Source organism: Amycolatopsis sp. NPDC104775 (genome assembly GCF_055583325.1).
The window spans coordinates 34,086-50,845 of sequence record NZ_JBVJOE010000022.1; the positions used below are offsets into that span (position 1 = coordinate 34,086).

Genomic DNA, 16,760 nt, shown 5'->3' on the forward strand with positions numbered 1-16,760 from the left:
CCCCCAATTGTGCCGCACGCATCCGCGCCGCCCGTGCCAGGCTGTTCCTCGTGCGAACCCGGATCGTCTGGCCCCTGGTGGCCGCTGCCCTGCTCGGCGGATGCGCGGGCACCCAAGCGACGCCCGCCCAGCCCGAACAGCTCGCCGTCGAGGTGCTCGGAACGCTGCCGCACGACTCGACGGCCTTCACCGAAGGGCTCGAGTACGCCGGCACGACGCTGTACGAGAGCCGCGGGCTCGAAGGCAAGTCCGCGCTCACCGCCGGCCCGGCCGGCGGCGCACCGGCCAAACAGGTGACGGTGCCGTCGCCGCTGTTCGCCGAAGGCATCACGGTGCTCGGGCCGAAGCTGTGGCAGCTGACCTGGCGCGACGGAATCGCGATCGAGCGGGACTCCCAGACGCTCGCCGAGCTGCGGCGCGTCCATTACGACGGTGAGGGCTGGGGGCTCTGTCACCAGCCCAGCGGGCGACTAGTCATGAGCAACGGCTCGTCGACGCTCACCTTCCGCGACCCGCAAACGTTTGCGGTCACCGGTTCCGTCGAGGTCGGGCAGGATCAGCTGAACGAACTGGAGTGCGTCGGCGACACCGTCTACGCGAACGTCTGGCAGACCGACACCATTCTGCGCATCGACGCCAACACCGGACGCGTCACCGCGAAGATCGACGCCAGCAAGCTCCGCAAGCCCGCCCGGCCGGGCGAGGACGTGCTGAACGGCATCGCCGCGATTCCCGGCACGGACGAATTCCTTCTCACCGGGAAGCTGTGGGCGACGTCGTTCCGCGTGAAGTTCGTCCCGGAAAATCAGCGAACCGGCACGTGAGCGGGCGGCGCGGGACCCCGATGAGGCAGGATTGAACCGTGGCCCTCTTCAGCTCGCGCTCCAGTTCCGACAGCCCCCTCGGCGGGCAGTCGGGCAAAGGCCGTGGGCGGAAGAAGCGCCGCTGGACGCCCGAGCCCGGCGCGGCGCAGGCCCGCTCGTGGCGCGACGCCCCGCCGACCCGGGTCGATCAGGCTGTTGACCAGCGCACTCGCCAGGCTCCGCCGGAGTACGCGCCGGAGCCGCCGAGGGCTCGTCCGGAGCGCATCCCGCCCGAACCGCCCCGCGGCCGCCCGGGCGAACCGCCGCCGCGGACCGAACACGTCGATCAGCGCCGCTACCCCGGACGTCCGGAGCCGCGCAGCGCGTTCTACGACGACGCGCCGCCGTTCCCGCCGAACGCCGAGGAAGCGCCCACCGGTGCCGTCCCCATGGGACACCGGCCGCCGCCACCGCCGCGCGGTGCCCGGCCGTACCCGCCGCGCGACCATCGGACCGAGCCCGTCCACCCGCGGCCGTACGACGACCGCCCCGGCAGCGTCGGCTACGAGCACTACGACACCGGGGGTTACGCGGGCGAGCCACGCATCGAAGCCGAGCAGGACGACGCGCTGCACACCACCGCCGCCGTCCCGGGCGCGGGCTCGATCCCGAAACTGCCGAAGAAGCTCACCGTCACGCGGGTCGCCGCGCTGCGCAGCCGTCAGCTGAGCGGGCAGGCGATCGGCGCGTTCCAGCGCGCCACCAAGGCGGACGGCGCGGACAAGTCCGGTCTCACCTCGCTGATGTACGCGGTGATGCTGAACTACGCCAGCGACGCCGCGATGGCGATCGCGCTGGCCAACACCTTGTTCTTCGCCGCGACCAGCGGGGAGAGCAAGGGCAAGGTCGCGCTGTACCTGCTGATCACGATCGCGCCGTTCGCGCTCGTCGCGCCGGTGATCGGCCCGGCGCTGGACCGGATCCAGCGCGGCCGCCGGCTCGCGATGTGCGTCTCGTCGATCGGGCAGGGCCTGATGGCCGTGGTGATGGCGCTGCACTTCGACGACTGGCTGTTGTACCCGGCGGCGCTCGGCATGATGGTGCTGTCGAAGTCGTTCACCGTGCTGAAGGCGGCGGTCACGCCCCGCGTGGTGCCGCCGGAGATCACGCTGTCGAAGACCAACGCGCGGATCACCGTGTTCGGCCTGATCGCGGGCGGTGTCTTCGGTGCGCTGGCCAGCGGCGTGAGCAGTCTCACCAACTCCTCCGGCGCGCTCTGGTTCACCGCCGCGATCTGCGTAGCCGCGGCCGTGCAGTCGATGCGTATCCCGTCGTGGGTCGAGGTGACCGAGGGCGAGGTCCCCACGTCGCTGTCCGCGCGGCCGGAGCCGAAGCAGAAGCGGCAGCGCCAGCCGATGGGCCGGCACATCGTCGTGGCCTTGTGGGGCAACGGTTCCGTGCGCGTGCTGACCGGTTTCCTGATGATGTTCGCCGCGTTCGCGGTGAAGGCACAGACCGAGCACGCCGGGCACAGTCCGTTCGTGCAACTGCTGTTGCTGGGCATCATCGGCGCGGCGGCCGGGGTCGGTGGGTTCATCGGCAACGCACTGGGTTCGCGGCTGCACTTCGGTTCGGCGGACCAGGTGATCGTGGGCTGTGTGGCGGCGTGCGTCGTGACGACGCTGGTCGCGACCCTGCTGCCCGGCCTCGCCACGGCGGCGATCGTCGGCCTCATCGGCGCGACGGCCAGCGCGCTGGCGAAGATCAGCCTCGACGCGGTGATCCAGGAGGACCTGCCGGAGCAGTCGCGCGCCTCGGCGTTCGGCCGCTCGGAGACGGTGCTGCAGCTGTCGTGGTGCCTGGGCGGCGCGGTCGGGCTGCTGCTGCCGCCGACGTACTGGATCGGCTTCCTGGTCGTGACGCTCCTGCTGGCGGTCGGCCTGACGCAGACGTTCCTGGTGCAGCGCGGCGGTTCGCTCCTGCCCGGCCTCGGCGGCAATCGCCCATTGCGCCCAGAGCCGACCGGCGGCTTCCCCGCTCCGGGGCCCGCGCGAGGCCGCCGGTAATCTCGGGCCATGCGACGTTCCCGGGTGGTGGCCGTGCTCGCGGCCGGTGGTTTCGCGGTGGCCGGCTGTTCCGCGCCGGGTCCGGCCGAGGTGACTTTCTACGCCGACGGGCACACGATCAACGTCGCCCCGATCGGCAACTGCGACATCAAATCGGGCGTCTGCGCGGCCAACCCCGGCGCGACGGGCAAGCTCAAGGTGCGGCCGGGCCGGTCGGTACAGATCTCGGTGCCGAAGGAAATCGCCGAGACGCCGTGGAAGGTCACCGTGCAGTACGTGAACGGCAAGGGCGAGCCCCAGCCGCTCAAGGAGGACATCATCACCTCCCGCGACCGCTACGCCTACACCGCGACCACGCCCGCGAAGGACGACCAGATCCTGGTGATCGAGATCGCCCAGGCGTCGGTGGTCAGCCGCACCGGCGACCCGAACGACGCGGAAGCGGTCACGACGGCGCTGTGGTCGCTGCAGGTACAGCGCCCCTGAGTCCTCGAAAAGCCGTGAAGGGCTCCGCGCGGGAGATTTCCCGTACGGAGCCCTTCACTGTTTTCAAGCGGTAGCGCGGCTGATCACGGGTCGAGGTCGCGCGCGACGGCGCGCATGATCTCCGCGATCTGCTTGGTGTTCTTGCGGTCCGGGTACCGGTTGCGCCGCAGATCCGGCTGAACCTTCAGCTCCAGCAGCTTGATCATGTCCTCGATGAGGCCGTGCAGCTCCTCCGCGGGACGGCGGCGCGCCTCGGCGACCGACGGCGGCGGGTCCAGCAGCCGGACGGAAAGCGCCTGCGGCCCGCGCCTGCCGTCGGCCACGCCGAACTCGAGCCGCTGCCCGGCTTTCAGCCCCTCCACGCCGTGGGGCAGCGCGGCCTTGCGGATGTAGACGTCCGCACCGCCGTCTTGCGTGACGAAGCCGAACCCCTTCTCCGCGTCGTACCACTTGACCTTGCCGGTCGGCACTTCCCTCACCAGTCCTTCTGCTGTGCAGGTCACGACGAACGCGCCCCGAGCGATCTCGAGGCGCGCGTCCGACAAGCGTATCTCGCCACACGCTCTGGGGAGAAGCGGATAGTCCGGTTACTCTCACCCCATGGAGAGCCCAACGAAACAGACCGGCAAACCGATCCTCATGCGGCTCGGCATCGGCCTGTTCGCCATCGGCATGCTCGCGGTGGCGACGGTGTTCGTGATGTTCGCCGCTGGCCTCGAGAACCTGCCGGTGTGGCTCAGCGCGGCCGCCGGCGTGATCACCCCGCTCGGCCTCCTGCTCGGGCTGATCGCCCTGATCCAGGAAGCCCGCGCCGGAAAGCACGGCTGACCAGCGCTTACACCGCGGTCTCGACGAACGTCCTGGCAAACCACTCGGGGAATTCGACCAGCGAGTCGAACACCACGTCCGCGCCTTCGGCGGCCAGTTCCTCGCGGGTGCACGGCCCGGTCGCCACGGCCACTGACGTCGCGTTGGCCGCTCGCGCGCCCCGCACGTCGCCAAGGTGGTCGCCGACGTACGCCCGCGCCTCGTGTTCCAGCAGAGCCGCGGCCTTCTGCGTGGACCACAGCTCGCCCACCAGGGCATCGACCTTCATGCCCAGCGCGTCGAGATGCATCTGGGCGTTGGGCCCGTACTTCCCGGTGACCACCACCGTCCGCCCGCCCGCCGCCCGGACCGCCTCCAGCGCCTCGGCCGCGCCCGGCAGCGCGACCGTGCTCGGCACGACCGTCTCCGGGTACAGCTCGCGGAACTGCCAGATCAGCTCGGGAATCCGGTCCTCCGGCGCGCCGAAATCGCGCAGCGCCTGATCGAGCGGCGGCCCGAGGTTCGAAGCGAACGCCTCTCCGTCGAACGGCAGCCCGGACTTCTTCCCGAGCGCGTTCATCGCCGCGACCATGCCCGGCCGCGGGTCGATCAATGTCATGTCGAGGTCGAACCCCACAGTGATGCCCACGTCCGACACGGTAGCCGTCCGCTCCGACAATACTTTCCGCTCCGCTGTACACGTGGACCATCCAGGTAAAGCTTCTTGACACAGATTGATCCTGTGTCAAGCTGACGGTGTGACCAGCTTCACCGAGCGGACCAAGGCGACGCTTCGCGAGGCACTGCTGGACGCGGCCGCGGACCTGCTCCCCGACCGCGGCCACCAAGGCCTCCGGATGGCCGATGTTGCCGCGAAAGCCGGGGTCAGCAGGCAGACGGTCTACAACGAGTTCGGCAGCAAGGCGGCGCTCACGCAGGCCGTCGCACTGCGCGTCGCGGCGGAATTCCTCGACGGCATCCGGTGCCGGTTCGAGGACGCGGAGAGTTTGCTCACGGGCATCCGCGGCGCGGTCGTCTACACGATCGAGCACGCCAGGGAGAACCGGCTGATCGCGGCGGCGCTCGGCACCGAGGCGGGCGAGGATCTGCTGCCCCTGCTGACCTCGCGCGGCGAGCCGATCCTCACCGCGGCGGCCGATCTCGCGGCGCAGCAGTACCTCGCGCTCGAACCCCGGCTCACGCCGGAAGCCGCCGCGCTGCTCGCCGAAACGGTGGTCCGGCTGTCGCTCAGCCATCTGGTGCTGCCGACGCATTCCGCGGCCGAGGCCGCGGAGTCGATCCTCGCGGTGCTCGCCCCCGCCATCGACCAATTCGTCCACAATGGAGTGAAACGAGAGGGCCAGTCATGACCGAGACGCTTCCCGAACTGCGCAGCGGCTTCTCGTCCCTGCGTCAGGGCGGGCTGAACTGGGACTCGTTCCCGTTGCGGCTGTTCGTCAAGGGCAACAAGAAGTTCTGGAACCCGGCGGACCTCGATTTCAGCCGCGAACGCGAGGGCTGGGAAAGCCTGACGCCCGAGCAGCAGCGCTCCACCACCTACCTGGTCGCGCAGTTCATCGCGGGCGAGGAGGCGGTGACCGAGGACATCCAGCCGTTCATGCGCGCGATGTCGGCGACCGGCCGGTTCGGCGACGAGATGTACCTGACGCAGTTCTGCTTCGAGGAAGCCAAGCACGTCGAGGTCTTCCGGCGCTGGATGGACGCCGTCGGGCTGGACCACGACCTGCACTCCTACGTCGCGGAAAATCCGCACTACCGCAAGCTTTTCTACGAGGAACTGCCGCAGTCATTGCGCGCACTGGAGGACGATCCTAGTCCGCTCAACCAGATCCGCGCGAGCGTGACGTACAACCACGTGATCGAAGGCAGCCTCGCGCTCACCGGGTATTACTCGTGGCAGCTGATCTGCACGCAGAACCAGATCCTGCCGGGAATGCAGGAATTGGTGCGGCACATCGGCGACGACGAACGCCGCCACATGGCGTGGGGCACGTTCACCTGCCGCCGGCACGTCGCCGCGGACGACACGATGTGGGACGCCGTGCAGGAACGCATGGGCGAACTCCTGCCGCACGCCCTCGGCATGATCCAGTGGGTGCAGGACCAGTTCGAGGAAGTCCCGTTCGACAACGACCCCGAGGAATTGCTCCAGTACGCCGCCGACCGCGCACAGCGCCGCCTCGGGGCGATCGAATCCGCGCGGGGCACGCCGGTCGAGCAGATCGACCTCGACTACTCGCCCGAGCAACTCGAGGAAACCTTCGGCGAGGAAGACGAAAAGGCGCTCGCCGAAGCCGCCGCGGCCGCTTCCGCCTGACGACGAAAGACCGGCGGCTGTCCACATCGGACGGCCGCCGGTCCGTGTCACGCGTGCTTCTGCGAAGCCGCCTGTTCCAGCCCAAGCAACGTCACCGACTGCTGGCGCATTTCGACCTTGCGCACCTTCCCGGTCACCGTCATCGGGAATTCCTCGACCACGTGGATGTAGCGCGGGATTTTGTAATGCGCCAGTTTGCCCTGGCAGAATTCGCGCACCGCTTCGGTGGTCAGCGGCTCCGCGCCCTCGCGCATCCGGATCCAGGCCATCAGTTCCTCGCCGTATTTGACGTCCGGCACGCCGATCACCTGCGCGTCCAGTACGTCCGGGTGGGTGTAGAGGAATTCCTCGATCTCGCGCGGGTAGATGTTCTCGCCGCCGCGGATCACCATGTCCTTGATCCGGCCGGTGATGTTGAGATACCCCTCGTCGTCCATGATCGCGAGGTCGCCGGTGTGCATCCAGCGCGCGGCGTCGATCGCCTCAGCGGTCTTTTCCGGTTCCTCCCAATAGCCGAGCATCACCGAATAGCCGCGGGTGCACAATTCTCCCGGAGTGCCGCGCGGCACGGTCAGCCCGGTTTCCGGATCGACCACTTTGGACTCCAGATGCGGGCCGACCCGGCCGACCGTGGACACCCGGCGTTCCACCGAGTCGTCGGCGCGGGTCTGCGTGGACACCGGCGACGTCTCGGTCATGCCGTAGCAAATGGACACTTCGGTCATCCCCATCCGGTCGATGACCTGCTTCATCACCTCGACCGGGCACGGCGAGCCCGCCATGATGCCGGTGCGCAGTGAGCCGAGGTCGAACGTCTCGAACTCGGGGTGGTTCAGCTCGGCGATGAACATCGTCGGAACGCCGTAGAGCGAGGTGCAGCGTTCGGCGGCGACCGCGGCGAGCGTGGCCTTCGGGTCGAACGCGGGGGCCGGAATCACCATGCACGCGCCGTGGCTGGTGCACGCGAGGTTGCCCATCACCATGCCGAAGCAATGGTAGAAGGGCACCGGGATGCACACCCGGTCCTGCTCGGTGTAATTGCACAGCTCGCCGACGAAATAGCCGTTGTTGAGGATGTTGTGGTGGCTGAGCGTCGCGCCCTTGGGGAAACCGGTGGTGCCGCTCGTGTACTGGATGTTGATCGGGTCGTCCGCGGACAGCGCCGCCTGCAGCCGGGCGAGCCGCTCCGGGTCGCCGCCGCGGCCGGACTCCATCAGATCGGTCCACGACGAGGTGCCGAGCAGGACGACGGCTTCCAGCGCGGGGCAGTCCGGCCGGACCTCGGAGATCATCGCGGCGTAGTCGGACGTCTTGAACTTGTCCGCGGCCACCAGCAGCCGGATGCCTGCCTGGTTGAGCACGTACTTCAGCTCGTGCGACCGGTAGGCCGGATTGATGTTGACCAGGATCGCGCCGATCTTCGCCGTCGCGTACTGCAGGAACGTCCATTCCGCCCGGTTCGGCGACCAGATGCCGACGCGGTCGCCCTTGCCGACGCCGGAGGCCACCAGCCCGTGCGCGAGGGTGTCGACCTCGGCGGCGAGTTCGCGGTAGGTCCAGCGGGCGCCTGCTTCGCGGTCGACGAGCGCGTCCCGGTCGCCGAACGCGGCCACCGTACGGTCGAAATTGTCCCCGATCGTGTCACCGAGCAGGGGGACGCTGGAGGTCCCGGAGGCGTAACTCGGCAGTGCAGGCGCGTCAGGCATCGGTGCCTCCCGTGGCGGTCTTCTTCGACGAGCCCGAGTCTAAGCTCGATTTCGGACCTTTCCACCACCCTCGTTATGGGGTGCGCTCGCACGAGCGGCTGACCGTCGTGCGCGTTCCGCTACCCTCGGTGCGGGGCTGTTTCGTGCACGAGGGGACGGGGACGTTGCCGGAGGAATTCTCCCTGGGCTGGACCGAGACCGACGTGGCCGTACGGCGCACCGGACTGCCCGCGTCGTGGCATCCGTTCGAGATCCGCAGCGCGGGCGCGACGATGACCGAGCACCACCGGCTGGCCGAGGAAGCGTGGAACGCGCTGCGCGCCAGGGGCCTCGCGGACGCGGAGAAACTCGACCGGGACGTCGAAGCGACCCTGCGCGCCTGGACGAGGCCGGACGTGCTGATCATCGTGCGCGCGGCGGAACTGCCGTCCGGGACCGTGCTGTACCGCGCGTGCATCGGCGAGGGCCTCGGCGTGTTCTCCGAACAGGTCGACAACGGGCTTCGCTTCCGCCAGGTCCGGCCGGAGCGGCTGGTGGATCTGGTGCTGAGCATGTTTCCGCCCTATCCCGCGCTCCCGGTGTCCCCGGTGGCGATCACCCAAGCCCCGCCGCCGAAACGCAACGCCGAGGCTCCCGCCCCTTCCCGCCAGGATCGCGACGCGCTCGCCGGGTACTCGCAGTGGCCGCTGCACCGGCACGGAACCGTGGAACTTTCGCTGCGGCCACGGCAAGGCACGCTCCGCCCGATCTCGACGGCGACGTTCGTCGACACCGACGGCGGGCGCTACCTGACCTTCTCGGAACCGTTGCCCGACGGCGGATTCCGGCTGCACTTCACGCCCTCGACGGGTGCGCACCTGCGCAAGTGGCTGCTGGAGACCATCGAAGAGGGCGTGCGCTGAGAATTCAGGGCTAATCCCCGATGCCCTGGCCTCGCGCGGCAGGGCAGGATCGGTTCCATGCGGTTCCACCTAGTCGACGCCTTTACCGACCAGGCCTTCGCCGGCAACCCGGCGGGCGTCGTCGTGCTCGAACAACCTGCCGACGCAACATGGATGCAGCAGGTCGCGGCGGAGATGAAGCACTCCGAGACCGCCTTCGTCGTCAACACCGGCGAAGGCGCGAAATCGCTCCGCTGGTTCACCCCGACCGACGAGGTCTCGCTCTGCGGGCACGCCACCATCGCCGTCACGCACATCCTTGGCGGGCACCAGGTTTACGACACCCTCAGCGGCCAGCTGACCTGCACCAAGGCCGACGGCTGGATCGAGATGGACTTCCCCGCCGACCCGCCCGTCGAGACCGGCGAAGACCTCTCCCACATTCTTGACCTGCCCGCCACGTTCACCGGGCGAGCCCGCGAGAACCTCTTCGCGGTGCTCGAAAGCGTCGACGCGGTCCGTCAGGCACGGCCGGACCTCGACGCCCTCCGCGCGACCTGGACCGGACGGCTCATCATCACCGCACAAGGCGACGACTTCGTCAGCCGATTCTTCGGACCCGGCGTAGGCGTCGACGAGGATCCCGTCACCGGTTCCGCGCACTGCTCGCTGGCCCCGTACTGGGCGCGGCAGCTGGGCAAGAACAGTCTCGTCGGACAGCAACTTTCCGCCCGGGGCGGAACCGTACGCACCGAAGTCCGCGATGACCGCGTGCTGCTGCGCGGCCAGGCCGTCACCGTAATGAGCGGGGAGTTGTCCGTCTGATGCGATTGATCCTCAACGTAATCTGGCTCGTCTTCGCCGGTTTCTGGATGGCACTGGGCTACCTGCTGGCCGGGGTCATCTGCTGCGTCCTGATCGTCACGATCCCGTTCGGCATCGCGTCGTTCCGGATCGCGAACTACGCGCTGTGGCCGTTCGGCCGGACGGTCGTCGACCGGCGCGACGCCGGCGCCGGCTCCTTCGTCGGCAACGTGATCTGGTTCCTGGTCGCCGGACTGTGGCTGAGCATCGGGCACCTGGTCACCGGGGCGGTGCAGTGCCTGACGATCATCGGGATTCCGTTGGGACTGGCCAACTTCAAGATGATCCCGATCTCGTTGATGCCGCTGGGCAAGGAAATCGTGGACTCCTGAGGGCCGTCCCCGACTGACGCGCGGCGATCACGGGCTGGCCGGGCGGGTTCGGCTCTCGGGCGGGGTCGACGTCTGGTCGTGAATTCAGCGGCGTGCGGATCGCCGCCTTCGCGTTCAGCACTCCTCGTCGCGCGTGGTCGACGGGAAAACGTTTCATCCATCCGCGCCGCAGCGCGGATGGATGATCATCGCCGAACAGCCAGAGACTCGACAGCGCCTGGTTCCCGACGTTGCCTCCGGACGGTCGCTCCGGCCCCCGACTGCCGAGCATGATGCCCGACCGAAAAATATTTTTGTCTTGACAACTCAAACCATCGGCAGCAAGCTGTGCCGCATGACCACCACACGCAAGCTGATCCTCGGCTTCTACGTCTCCCTCGACGGCAAGAGCGCCGACGCCGACAACGGCATCCGGGACGTGATGATGTCGATCAACGACCCCGAGCAGGAGAAATACTTCGTCGACGAGCTGTGGAACGCCGGGGCCTTCCTCATGGGCCGCACCACCTACGAGGCCATGGCGGGCTTCTGGCCCACCTCAGACCATCCCTCGGCCAAGGCGATGAACGAAATTCCCAAGGTCGTGTTCTCGAAAACCCTCACCACCGCCGACTGGACCGAAACCCGGATCGCCAGCGGCGACCTCGCGGAGGAGATCGCCAAGCTCAAGGCCGAGCCGGGCAAGGACCTCGTCGCCGCGGGCGGCATCGAATTCCTGCACTCACTGATCAAGCTCGGCGTGGTCGACGAGTACCGGCTCTGGGTGCTCCCCGCCGTCACCGGCAAGGGCGCGGCGCTGTTTCCGGAGCTGGCCGAGGCCCGGCGGCTGCGACTGGTCAAAAGCACCGCTTTCCCCTCCGGGATCCTCGAACTCCGTTACGCGGCCAGCTAGTCCTCCGGCTCGAAGGGCAGTTTCACCACGAGGCACGGCCCGCCGACGAACAGCCCGCCGTCGATGCCCAGCGCTTTGCCGCCGGCGTAGAGATACGGGCCTTCGATCTGCGTCGGATGGATGCCCAGCTGGTCGGCGATCACGCTGTGCCCGTGGACGATGCGCGAACCGCCGAGCGCGGACAGCATCCGGTCGGCGTTTTCCTCGCCGTCCGGGCCGCGGAAGGCGTAGCGGGTGGTCATCCGCCGCCATACGTCCCACCAGGCCTCGATGTTGCTGCCGGACAGGATTTCGTGCGCGGTGGCGTTGATCGCGTCGAGGTCCTCGCCCCAGTCGAGGTACTCGAGGGTGTCCGAATGCAGCAGCAGGTGGTCCTCGTCGACCGCGACCAGCGGGCGGTCGGTGAGCCACTCGATGTGCTCGGGGGTGAGCCGGTCCTGGTCCGACAGCAGGCCGCCGTTGATCTCCCAGCTGCGCGCGAAACTGCGCGGCCCGAAATCGGACGGCACCGGGCGGTCGCCGAAGTGGTACATCCCCAGCAGCAGGATCTCGTGGTTGCCGAGCAGCATTTGCACCGAGCCGCCCGCCTCGGCCGCCTGGTCCTGCAGCTGGCGCACCAGGTCGATCACCCCGACGCCGTCCGGGCCGCGGTCGGTGAAGTCGCCGAGGAACCACAACCGGTCGCCGACGCCGGCCCAGTTGCCGTCGCTGTCGACCAGGCCCTCGGCGCGCAGTGCGTCAACCAGGGCGTCCCGGTGCCCGTGGACGTCGCCCACCACATAGACGCTCATTGTTCGACGATATGCCCTGATCCCGGGCGGTGGGCGGTCAGCCTTCGCCGAACGGGTCGAGCGTTCGCCCGATCAGGTCGGCGACCGAGCCGATCACCTTCGTCGGCCGGTACGGGTAGTTCTCCACCGATTCCTCGTTCGAGATGCCGGTGAGCACCAGGATGGTCTGCAGCCCGGCCTCGATCCCGGAGTGCACGTCGGTGTCCATCCGGTCGCCGATCATGAGCGTCGACTCCGAATGCGCGCCCAGCCGGCGCAGCGCGGACCGCATCATCAGCGGGTTCGGCTTGCCGACGTAGTACGGCGAGCGGCCGGTGGCCCGTTCGATCAGCGCCGCGACGGACCCGGTGGCCGGCATCGAGCCCTCGACGCTCGGGCCGGTCGCGTCCGGGTTGGTCGCGATGAACTTCGCGCCGCCCTCGATCAGCCGGATCGCGCGGGTGATCGCGCTGAAGCTGTACGTGCGGGTCTCGCCGAGCACGACGTAGTCCGGGTCGCGTTCGGTCAGCACGTAGCCGACCTCGTGCAGCGCCGTGGTAAGCCCGGCCTCGCCGATCACGAACGCCGAGCCGTTGGGCCGCTGCGACGAGAGGAACTTCGCGGTGGCCAGCGCCGAGGTCCAGATCGACTCCTCGGGAATGTCCAATCCGGTGCGCAGCAACCGGGCGCGCAGGTCGCGCGGCGTGTAGATCGAGTTATTGGTCAGCACCAGAAAATCGATCTCGTTGCTGCGCAGTTCGGCGAGGAACTCGTCCGCCCCCGGAACGAGGTGTTCCTCCCTGACCAGCACACCGTCCATGTCGGAGAGATACGTCCACCGGCCTTCGCTCATGCGCGAAACCTATCACGCGCGCGAGACACCTGCGGGCCGCGACGAAAAAGGCTACAGTGGGAATTGCCGGTAACGCGCGGGGAGTCGCGGCACCGGTCACCGAGGGGGTTCGGGGGAATCTTTTCCGTAAGCACCGGCGTATTCGCCGTGGTGCAATTCTTCCTGCCCCTTGCCTTGAAGGGGGAACAATCTCATGACAGAAATCGTCGACCGTCCGGCCATCGCGGGCCCGATCGCCGGGCCGAACTGGGGACTGACGAAGTTCCTTGACCCGCTGCCGGTTCCGCCGGTGCTGCGGCCGCCGTGGTGGGGACAGGACATGATCACCATTCCGATGGTGACGAAGCAGCAGCGGCTGCACTCGCAATTGCCGCCGAGTACATTGTGGACTTATGCCGGGCATTTCCCGGGGCCGACAATCGAAGTGCGCAGCGGCAAACAACTGCGGATTTCGTGGTCGAACGAAATAGAAGGAAAGTTCCCGCTGGTCGCGGTTCAGGGACCAGTGGGCGACGGCCCGACCAGCCGCCCCGGCCGCGAACTCGACCGGCCCGGCTACTCGATCGTCGACGGCGTCGCGGACCTGCCCGCCTGGACCGTCGTCCACCTGCACGGAGCCCGCACCAACGCGGGCAACGACGGCTGGGCGCACAACGCCGGTCTCCAGGGCACTTCGCAGCTCGCCGAGTACCAGAACCGGCAGCAGGCGATGCCGCTCTGGTACCACGACCACGCCATGGCGATCACCCGCTTCAACGTCCACACGGGTCTGGCCGGGATGTACCTGATCCGCGACGACGAGGAGGACGAGCTCGACCTGCCCAGCGGCGACCGCGAACTCCCGCTGATCCTGGCCGACCGCAACCTCGACACCGATCCGGCGACCGGTCAGCTCACCGGGCAACTGCTGTACAAGTTCCCGTATGTGCCGAACGGGCCGATGATCCCGTTCTCCGGCCCGTTCACCCTGGTCAACGGCGTGATCTGGCCGCACCTCGACGTCACCGCGCGGTGGTATCGCTTCCGGCTGCTCAACGCGGCCAACTCGCGGTTCTTCACGCTGAACCTGGTCGACGAGAACAACGTGCCGCAGAACGACGCCGTCCGCCTGATCGGCACCGACGGCGGCTTGCTGCCCGCCTCCGCGCCGCTGCCGTCCGGCGGCCTGACTGTCGCGCCCGCCGAGCGGTTCGACGTGCTGATCGATTTCAGCCGGTTCAAGGGGCGGAAACTCAAGCTGCGCAACGCTGATCCGCGCCTCGGCGGCGTCGAACCGGACGTCATGGAGTTCCGGGTGGACAGCCGCGAACGCAACGATTCGTTCCAGCTGCCCGAAAAGCTCTCGACGTCCTACGTCCGGATCAAGCACGGTTCGACGCTGCCGGAGGACCACGACCACGTCTGGGTCGCGCTGCTGCTCAACGCCAGCGGGCACCCGGAAATGTGGGACCTCGAACAGGTCGACGCCGATCCGGGCGGCAAGGGGATCATCCAGATCAACGACCCGGCCGGCGGGCTCAAGACGTTCCGGATGATCGGGCGGATCTTCGACGACACCACCGGCATCTTCCTCAAGCACGACAAATGGGCGGTGTGGAACATCGTGCACGTCGCGAACGGCGGGCCCGCACACCCGTTCCACATTCACCTGACCGAATTTCAAGCCCTCTTCCGGCGCCGCTTCACCACGACGTTCGACCCGGCCGCCGAGCGCACGGCCAAGCCGATCGACGGGTTCGCCGACGTCCCGCTGGAAAAGTACGAGGAGGGCTGGAAAGACACGATCATCGTGGACCCCGGCCAGTGGGTGAGCGTCGCCGGCCAGTTCGGCGGCGGCACCGGCGAGTTCATGTACCACTGCCACATCCTCGACCACGAGGACGAGGGCATGATGCGGCCGTTCGTCGTGCACCCGCCCGAGGTGGCGAAGTTCCACGTCCACCCGGGCGGCGGCCACCACCACGTCGGCTGACCGGGAGAAGCCGAGCGCACGTGGGGGGCGCTCGGCTCAGGAGGCCGCGGCCGGGTGCACCGCCACGGTCGCGGCCTTCACCGACAGCGCCACCGCCGAGCCGGGCTCCAGTGCGAGTTCGGCGACGGCGGCCGGGGTGAGGTCGGCGGTCAGGCCGTGTGCCCAGCCCTCGCCCTCGGTTCGGACGCGGATCACCGGTCCGTGCGGTTCCAGTGCCGCGACGACGGCGTCGGCTGTGTTGCGCGGGCTGCCGTGGTGCTCGCCGTCGTGCGGGTAAACCGCGACGGCGTTCGGCGCGAAAACCGCCACCGCCGCCTCACCCACCACGGTGTCCGGGGTCAGCAAGCCCGCCACCACTTCGCCGGAGGGCGTGCGCAGTCCGTCCTCCACCGCGACGCCGGACACCAGGTTCAGCCCGGCGATCCGTGCGGTGAAAGCCGTGCGCGGCGCGGCCAGTACGTCCCGCGTCGGGCCGCGTTCGACGATCCGGCCGTTGTTCATCACCGCGACATGATCGGCCAACGCCAGCGCGTCCAACGGATCGTGCGTGACCAGCACGGTGGTCGGGCCGTCGCGCAACACCCGGCGCAGCAGGCCGCGGATCGCTGGTGCGGAGTCCACGTCGAGCGCGGCGAACGGTTCGTCCAGCAACAGCAGATCCGGCGCGGACGCCAGGGCTCGCGCGATCGCCACTCGCTGCTGCTGCCCGCCGGAGAGCTGACTCGGCCGTCGGTTCGAGAACTGCGTCGCGTCCACTTCGGTCAGCCATCGCCAGGCCACCGCCCGCGCCTCCGTCCGGCTGGCACCGGTGGAGCGCGGCGAGAACGCGACATTGTCCATTGCGGACAGATGCGGGAACAGCAGCGCGTCTTGCGACAGCAGGCCGATTCGCCGTTCGTGCGGCGGCAGGTCGACCCCGTTCCCGGCCAGCCGCCGGTCGGCGAGCGTGACGTCGGCCGAGGTCACCGGCAGCAGACCGGCGAGGCTGCCGAGCACGGTGGACTTCCCGGAGCCGTTGGGACCGAGCAGCGCGAGCACGGTGCCGCCGGGCACGGTGAACTCGACGTCGAGCGAGAACTCGCCGCGGGTCAAAGCCAGCTTCGCCGACAACGTCACCGCAGCCCGCCTTCCCACGACCGCGGCCGCGCGACCGCGATGACCAGGACCGCGACCACGATGAGCAGCAACGCGAGCGCGACCGCGCTGTCGATGTCCACTTCGGCCTGTGTGTAGACCTCGAGCGGCAGCGTCCGGGTCACGCCTTCCAGACTGCCCGCGAAGGTGATGGTCGCGCCGAACTCCCCCAGCGCGCGGGCGAAGCTCAGCACCACCCCGGAGCCCAGCGCGGGCAGCAACAACGGCAGCGTCACCCGGCGGAACACCGTCCACGGACGCGCGCCGAGCGTCGAAGCGACCTGCTCGTAACGGTCGCCGGAACCGCGCAGCGCGCCTTCGAGGCTGACGACGAGGAACGGCATCGCCACGAACGTCTGCGCGATGACCACCGCGGCCGTCGTGAACGGCACCTGCTCGCCGGTCAGCCAAGTGATCAGGATGCCCAGGAAACCCTTGCGGCCCAGCAAATACAGCAGGGCCAGGCCGCCGACCACCGGCGGCAGCACGAGCGGCAACAGCACGATCGACCGCAGCATCCGCACGCCCGGCACCCGGGAACGGGCCAGCACGATCGCCAGCGGAACGCCGAGCAGCACACAGGCCACTGTGGACAGTGCGGCGGTCACCAGCGACAGCCGGAGCGCGTTCAGCGACGACGACGTCACCAGGAGCGACGGCACTCGGGTCAGATCGGAACGAACGAGAAGGCCGACGACCGGCAGCACCACGAGCGCGAGCGCGGCGATCGCCGGGAACCAGAGGATCAGCGGCACCCGGGCGTGGGGGGGGGGGGGGGGGGGGGGGGGGGGGGGGGGGGGGGGGGGGGGGGGGGGGGGGGGGGGGGGGGGGGGGGGGGGGGGGGGGGGGGGGGGGG

Annotated in this window: 18 protein-coding genes; 11 read left to right on the forward strand and 7 right to left on the reverse strand. The window is 68.9% G+C overall.

Features of this window, described 5'->3' with window-relative positions; all coding sequences use genetic code 11:
* Positions 1 to 50 precede the first annotated feature (50 nt).
* Genes ACZ63D_RS42440 through ACZ63D_RS42450 form a run of 3 tightly spaced genes read left to right on the forward strand, consistent with a single transcriptional unit; the run spans position 51 to position 3,355 of the window.
* Positions 51 to 824 carry a glutaminyl-peptide cyclotransferase gene (locus ACZ63D_RS42440; protein ID WP_465359984.1) on the forward strand — a complete coding sequence of 258 codons (774 nt, stop codon included), beginning with the start codon at positions 51 to 53 and terminating at the stop codon, positions 822 to 824.
* A 38-nt stretch (positions 825 to 862) separates the two neighbouring features.
* Positions 863 to 2,869 (forward strand): MFS transporter, encoded by a 2,007-nt coding sequence (locus ACZ63D_RS42445; RefSeq protein WP_465359985.1) that lies wholly within the window; start codon positions 863 to 865, stop codon positions 2,867 to 2,869.
* Positions 2,870 to 2,878: 9 nt separating this feature from the next.
* Positions 2,879 to 3,355, forward strand: a complete 477-nt coding sequence (locus ACZ63D_RS42450; protein ID WP_465359986.1) for a DUF2771 family protein — start codon at positions 2,879 to 2,881, stop codon at positions 3,353 to 3,355.
* Between the two features lie 83 nt (positions 3,356 to 3,438).
* On the opposite strand, the gene ACZ63D_RS42455 is transcribed toward ACZ63D_RS42450, so the two are convergent.
* Positions 3,439 to 3,825, reverse strand: a complete 387-nt coding sequence (locus ACZ63D_RS42455) for a cold-shock protein (RefSeq protein ID WP_101437344.1) — start codon at positions 3,823 to 3,825, stop codon at positions 3,439 to 3,441.
* A 130-nt stretch (positions 3,826 to 3,955) separates the two neighbouring features.
* Here ACZ63D_RS42455 and ACZ63D_RS42460 point away from each other — a divergent pair, with 130 nt between their 5' ends.
* Positions 3,956 to 4,183 carry a hypothetical protein gene (locus ACZ63D_RS42460; RefSeq protein WP_465359987.1) on the forward strand — a complete coding sequence of 76 codons (228 nt, stop codon included), beginning with the start codon at positions 3,956 to 3,958 and terminating at the stop codon, positions 4,181 to 4,183.
* A gap of 7 nt (positions 4,184 to 4,190) precedes the next feature.
* Here ACZ63D_RS42460 and ACZ63D_RS42465 read toward each other — a convergent pair whose 3' ends face one another.
* On the reverse strand, positions 4,191 to 4,811 hold the full coding sequence (locus tag ACZ63D_RS42465) for an HAD family hydrolase (RefSeq protein WP_465359988.1): 621 nt from the start codon (positions 4,809 to 4,811) through the stop codon (positions 4,191 to 4,193).
* 109 nt (positions 4,812 to 4,920) lie between these two features.
* Between ACZ63D_RS42465 and ACZ63D_RS42470 the strand changes: the two genes are divergently transcribed.
* Both ACZ63D_RS42470 and ACZ63D_RS42475 read left to right on the forward strand, forming a co-directional pair.
* On the forward strand, positions 4,921 to 5,532 hold the full coding sequence (locus ACZ63D_RS42470) for a TetR family transcriptional regulator (protein WP_465359989.1): 612 nt from the start codon (positions 4,921 to 4,923) through the stop codon (positions 5,530 to 5,532).
* Positions 5,529 to 6,500, forward strand: coding sequence for a R2-like ligand-binding oxidase (locus tag ACZ63D_RS42475; protein WP_465359990.1), 972 nt, complete (start codon positions 5,529 to 5,531; stop codon positions 6,498 to 6,500). Before ACZ63D_RS42470 ends, ACZ63D_RS42475 begins: the two co-directional genes overlap by 4 nt.
* 47 nt (positions 6,501 to 6,547) lie before the next feature.
* On the opposite strand, the gene ACZ63D_RS42480 is transcribed toward ACZ63D_RS42475, so the two are convergent.
* Positions 6,548 to 8,206 carry an AMP-binding protein gene (locus tag ACZ63D_RS42480; protein ID WP_465359991.1) on the reverse strand — a complete coding sequence of 553 codons (1,659 nt, stop codon included), beginning with the start codon at positions 8,204 to 8,206 and terminating at the stop codon, positions 6,548 to 6,550.
* 80 nt (positions 8,207 to 8,286) lie between these two features.
* Here ACZ63D_RS42480 and ACZ63D_RS42485 point away from each other — a divergent pair, with 80 nt between their 5' ends.
* The 4 genes from ACZ63D_RS42485 to ACZ63D_RS42500 all read left to right on the forward strand — a co-directional run bounded on the left by ACZ63D_RS42485 (position 8,287) and on the right by ACZ63D_RS42500 (position 11,175).
* Positions 8,287 to 9,108 (forward strand): ESX secretion-associated protein EspG, encoded by an 822-nt coding sequence (locus ACZ63D_RS42485; RefSeq protein ID WP_465359992.1) that lies wholly within the window; start codon positions 8,287 to 8,289, stop codon positions 9,106 to 9,108.
* A 57-nt stretch (positions 9,109 to 9,165) separates the two neighbouring features.
* Positions 9,166 to 9,912 carry a PhzF family phenazine biosynthesis protein gene (locus ACZ63D_RS42490; RefSeq protein ID WP_465359993.1) on the forward strand — a complete coding sequence of 249 codons (747 nt, stop codon included), beginning with the start codon at positions 9,166 to 9,168 and terminating at the stop codon, positions 9,910 to 9,912.
* Complete coding sequence (locus ACZ63D_RS42495) at positions 9,912 to 10,283, forward strand: YccF domain-containing protein (protein ID WP_465359994.1); 372 nt, start codon at positions 9,912 to 9,914, stop codon at positions 10,281 to 10,283. Before ACZ63D_RS42490 ends, ACZ63D_RS42495 begins: the two co-directional genes overlap by 1 nt.
* Before the next feature lie 334 nt (positions 10,284 to 10,617).
* A complete protein-coding gene (locus tag ACZ63D_RS42500) occupies positions 10,618 to 11,175 on the forward strand; it encodes a dihydrofolate reductase family protein (RefSeq protein ID WP_465359995.1) in 558 nt (185 codons plus the stop codon).
* On the opposite strand, the gene ACZ63D_RS42505 is transcribed toward ACZ63D_RS42500, so the two are convergent.
* The gene (locus tag ACZ63D_RS42505; protein ID WP_465359996.1) at positions 11,172 to 11,966 is read right to left on the reverse strand and encodes a metallophosphoesterase; all 795 of its coding nucleotides are present in this window, start codon (positions 11,964 to 11,966) and stop codon (positions 11,172 to 11,174) included. The genes ACZ63D_RS42500 and ACZ63D_RS42505 overlap by 4 nt on opposite strands.
* Before the next feature lie 37 nt (positions 11,967 to 12,003).
* Complete coding sequence (locus ACZ63D_RS42510) at positions 12,004 to 12,798, reverse strand: HAD-IIA family hydrolase (RefSeq protein WP_465359997.1); 795 nt, start codon at positions 12,796 to 12,798, stop codon at positions 12,004 to 12,006.
* A gap of 193 nt (positions 12,799 to 12,991) precedes the next feature.
* Here ACZ63D_RS42510 and ACZ63D_RS42515 point away from each other — a divergent pair, with 193 nt between their 5' ends.
* Positions 12,992 to 14,770, forward strand: a complete 1,779-nt coding sequence (locus ACZ63D_RS42515; protein WP_465359998.1) for a multicopper oxidase domain-containing protein — start codon at positions 12,992 to 12,994, stop codon at positions 14,768 to 14,770.
* Positions 14,771 to 14,806: 36 nt separating this feature from the next.
* Here the strand turns inward: ACZ63D_RS42515 and ACZ63D_RS42520 are convergent, their stop codons facing one another.
* Both ACZ63D_RS42520 and ACZ63D_RS42525 read right to left on the reverse strand, forming a co-directional pair.
* Positions 14,807 to 15,886, reverse strand: a complete 1,080-nt coding sequence (locus ACZ63D_RS42520; protein WP_465359999.1) for a sulfate/molybdate ABC transporter ATP-binding protein — start codon at positions 15,884 to 15,886, stop codon at positions 14,807 to 14,809.
* Positions 15,883 to 16,650 carry an ABC transporter permease gene (locus ACZ63D_RS42525; protein WP_465360003.1) on the reverse strand — a complete coding sequence of 256 codons (768 nt, stop codon included), beginning with the start codon at positions 16,648 to 16,650 and terminating at the stop codon, positions 15,883 to 15,885. Before ACZ63D_RS42525 ends, ACZ63D_RS42520 begins: the two co-directional genes overlap by 4 nt.
* Between the last annotated feature and the right edge of the window lie 110 nt (positions 16,651 to 16,760).

Excerpts from the sequence above, each read along its gene's own strand:
- ACZ63D_RS42480 (WP_465359991.1), bottom strand. The coding sequence starts at position 8,206 with ATGCCTGACGCGCCTGCACTGCCGAGTTACGCCTCCGGGACCTCCAGC.
- ACZ63D_RS42460 (WP_465359987.1), top strand. The coding sequence starts at position 3,956 with ATGGAGAGCCCAACGAAACAGACCGGCAAACCGATCCTCATGCGGCTC.
- ACZ63D_RS42510 (WP_465359997.1), bottom strand. The coding sequence starts at position 12,798 with ATGAGCGAAGGCCGGTGGACGTATCTCTCCGACATGGACGGTGTGCTG.
- ACZ63D_RS42500 (WP_465359995.1), top strand. The coding sequence starts at position 10,618 with ATGACCACCACACGCAAGCTGATCCTCGGCTTCTACGTCTCCCTCGAC.
- ACZ63D_RS42490 (WP_465359993.1), top strand. The coding sequence starts at position 9,166 with ATGCGGTTCCACCTAGTCGACGCCTTTACCGACCAGGCCTTCGCCGGC.
- ACZ63D_RS42515 (WP_465359998.1), top strand. The coding sequence starts at position 12,992 with ATGACAGAAATCGTCGACCGTCCGGCCATCGCGGGCCCGATCGCCGGG.
- ACZ63D_RS42450 (WP_465359986.1), top strand. The coding sequence starts at position 2,879 with ATGCGACGTTCCCGGGTGGTGGCCGTGCTCGCGGCCGGTGGTTTCGCG.
- ACZ63D_RS42505 (WP_465359996.1), bottom strand. The coding sequence starts at position 11,966 with ATGAGCGTCTATGTGGTGGGCGACGTCCACGGGCACCGGGACGCCCTG.
- ACZ63D_RS42475 (WP_465359990.1), top strand. The coding sequence starts at position 5,529 with ATGACCGAGACGCTTCCCGAACTGCGCAGCGGCTTCTCGTCCCTGCGT.
- ACZ63D_RS42495 (WP_465359994.1), top strand. The coding sequence starts at position 9,912 with ATGCGATTGATCCTCAACGTAATCTGGCTCGTCTTCGCCGGTTTCTGG.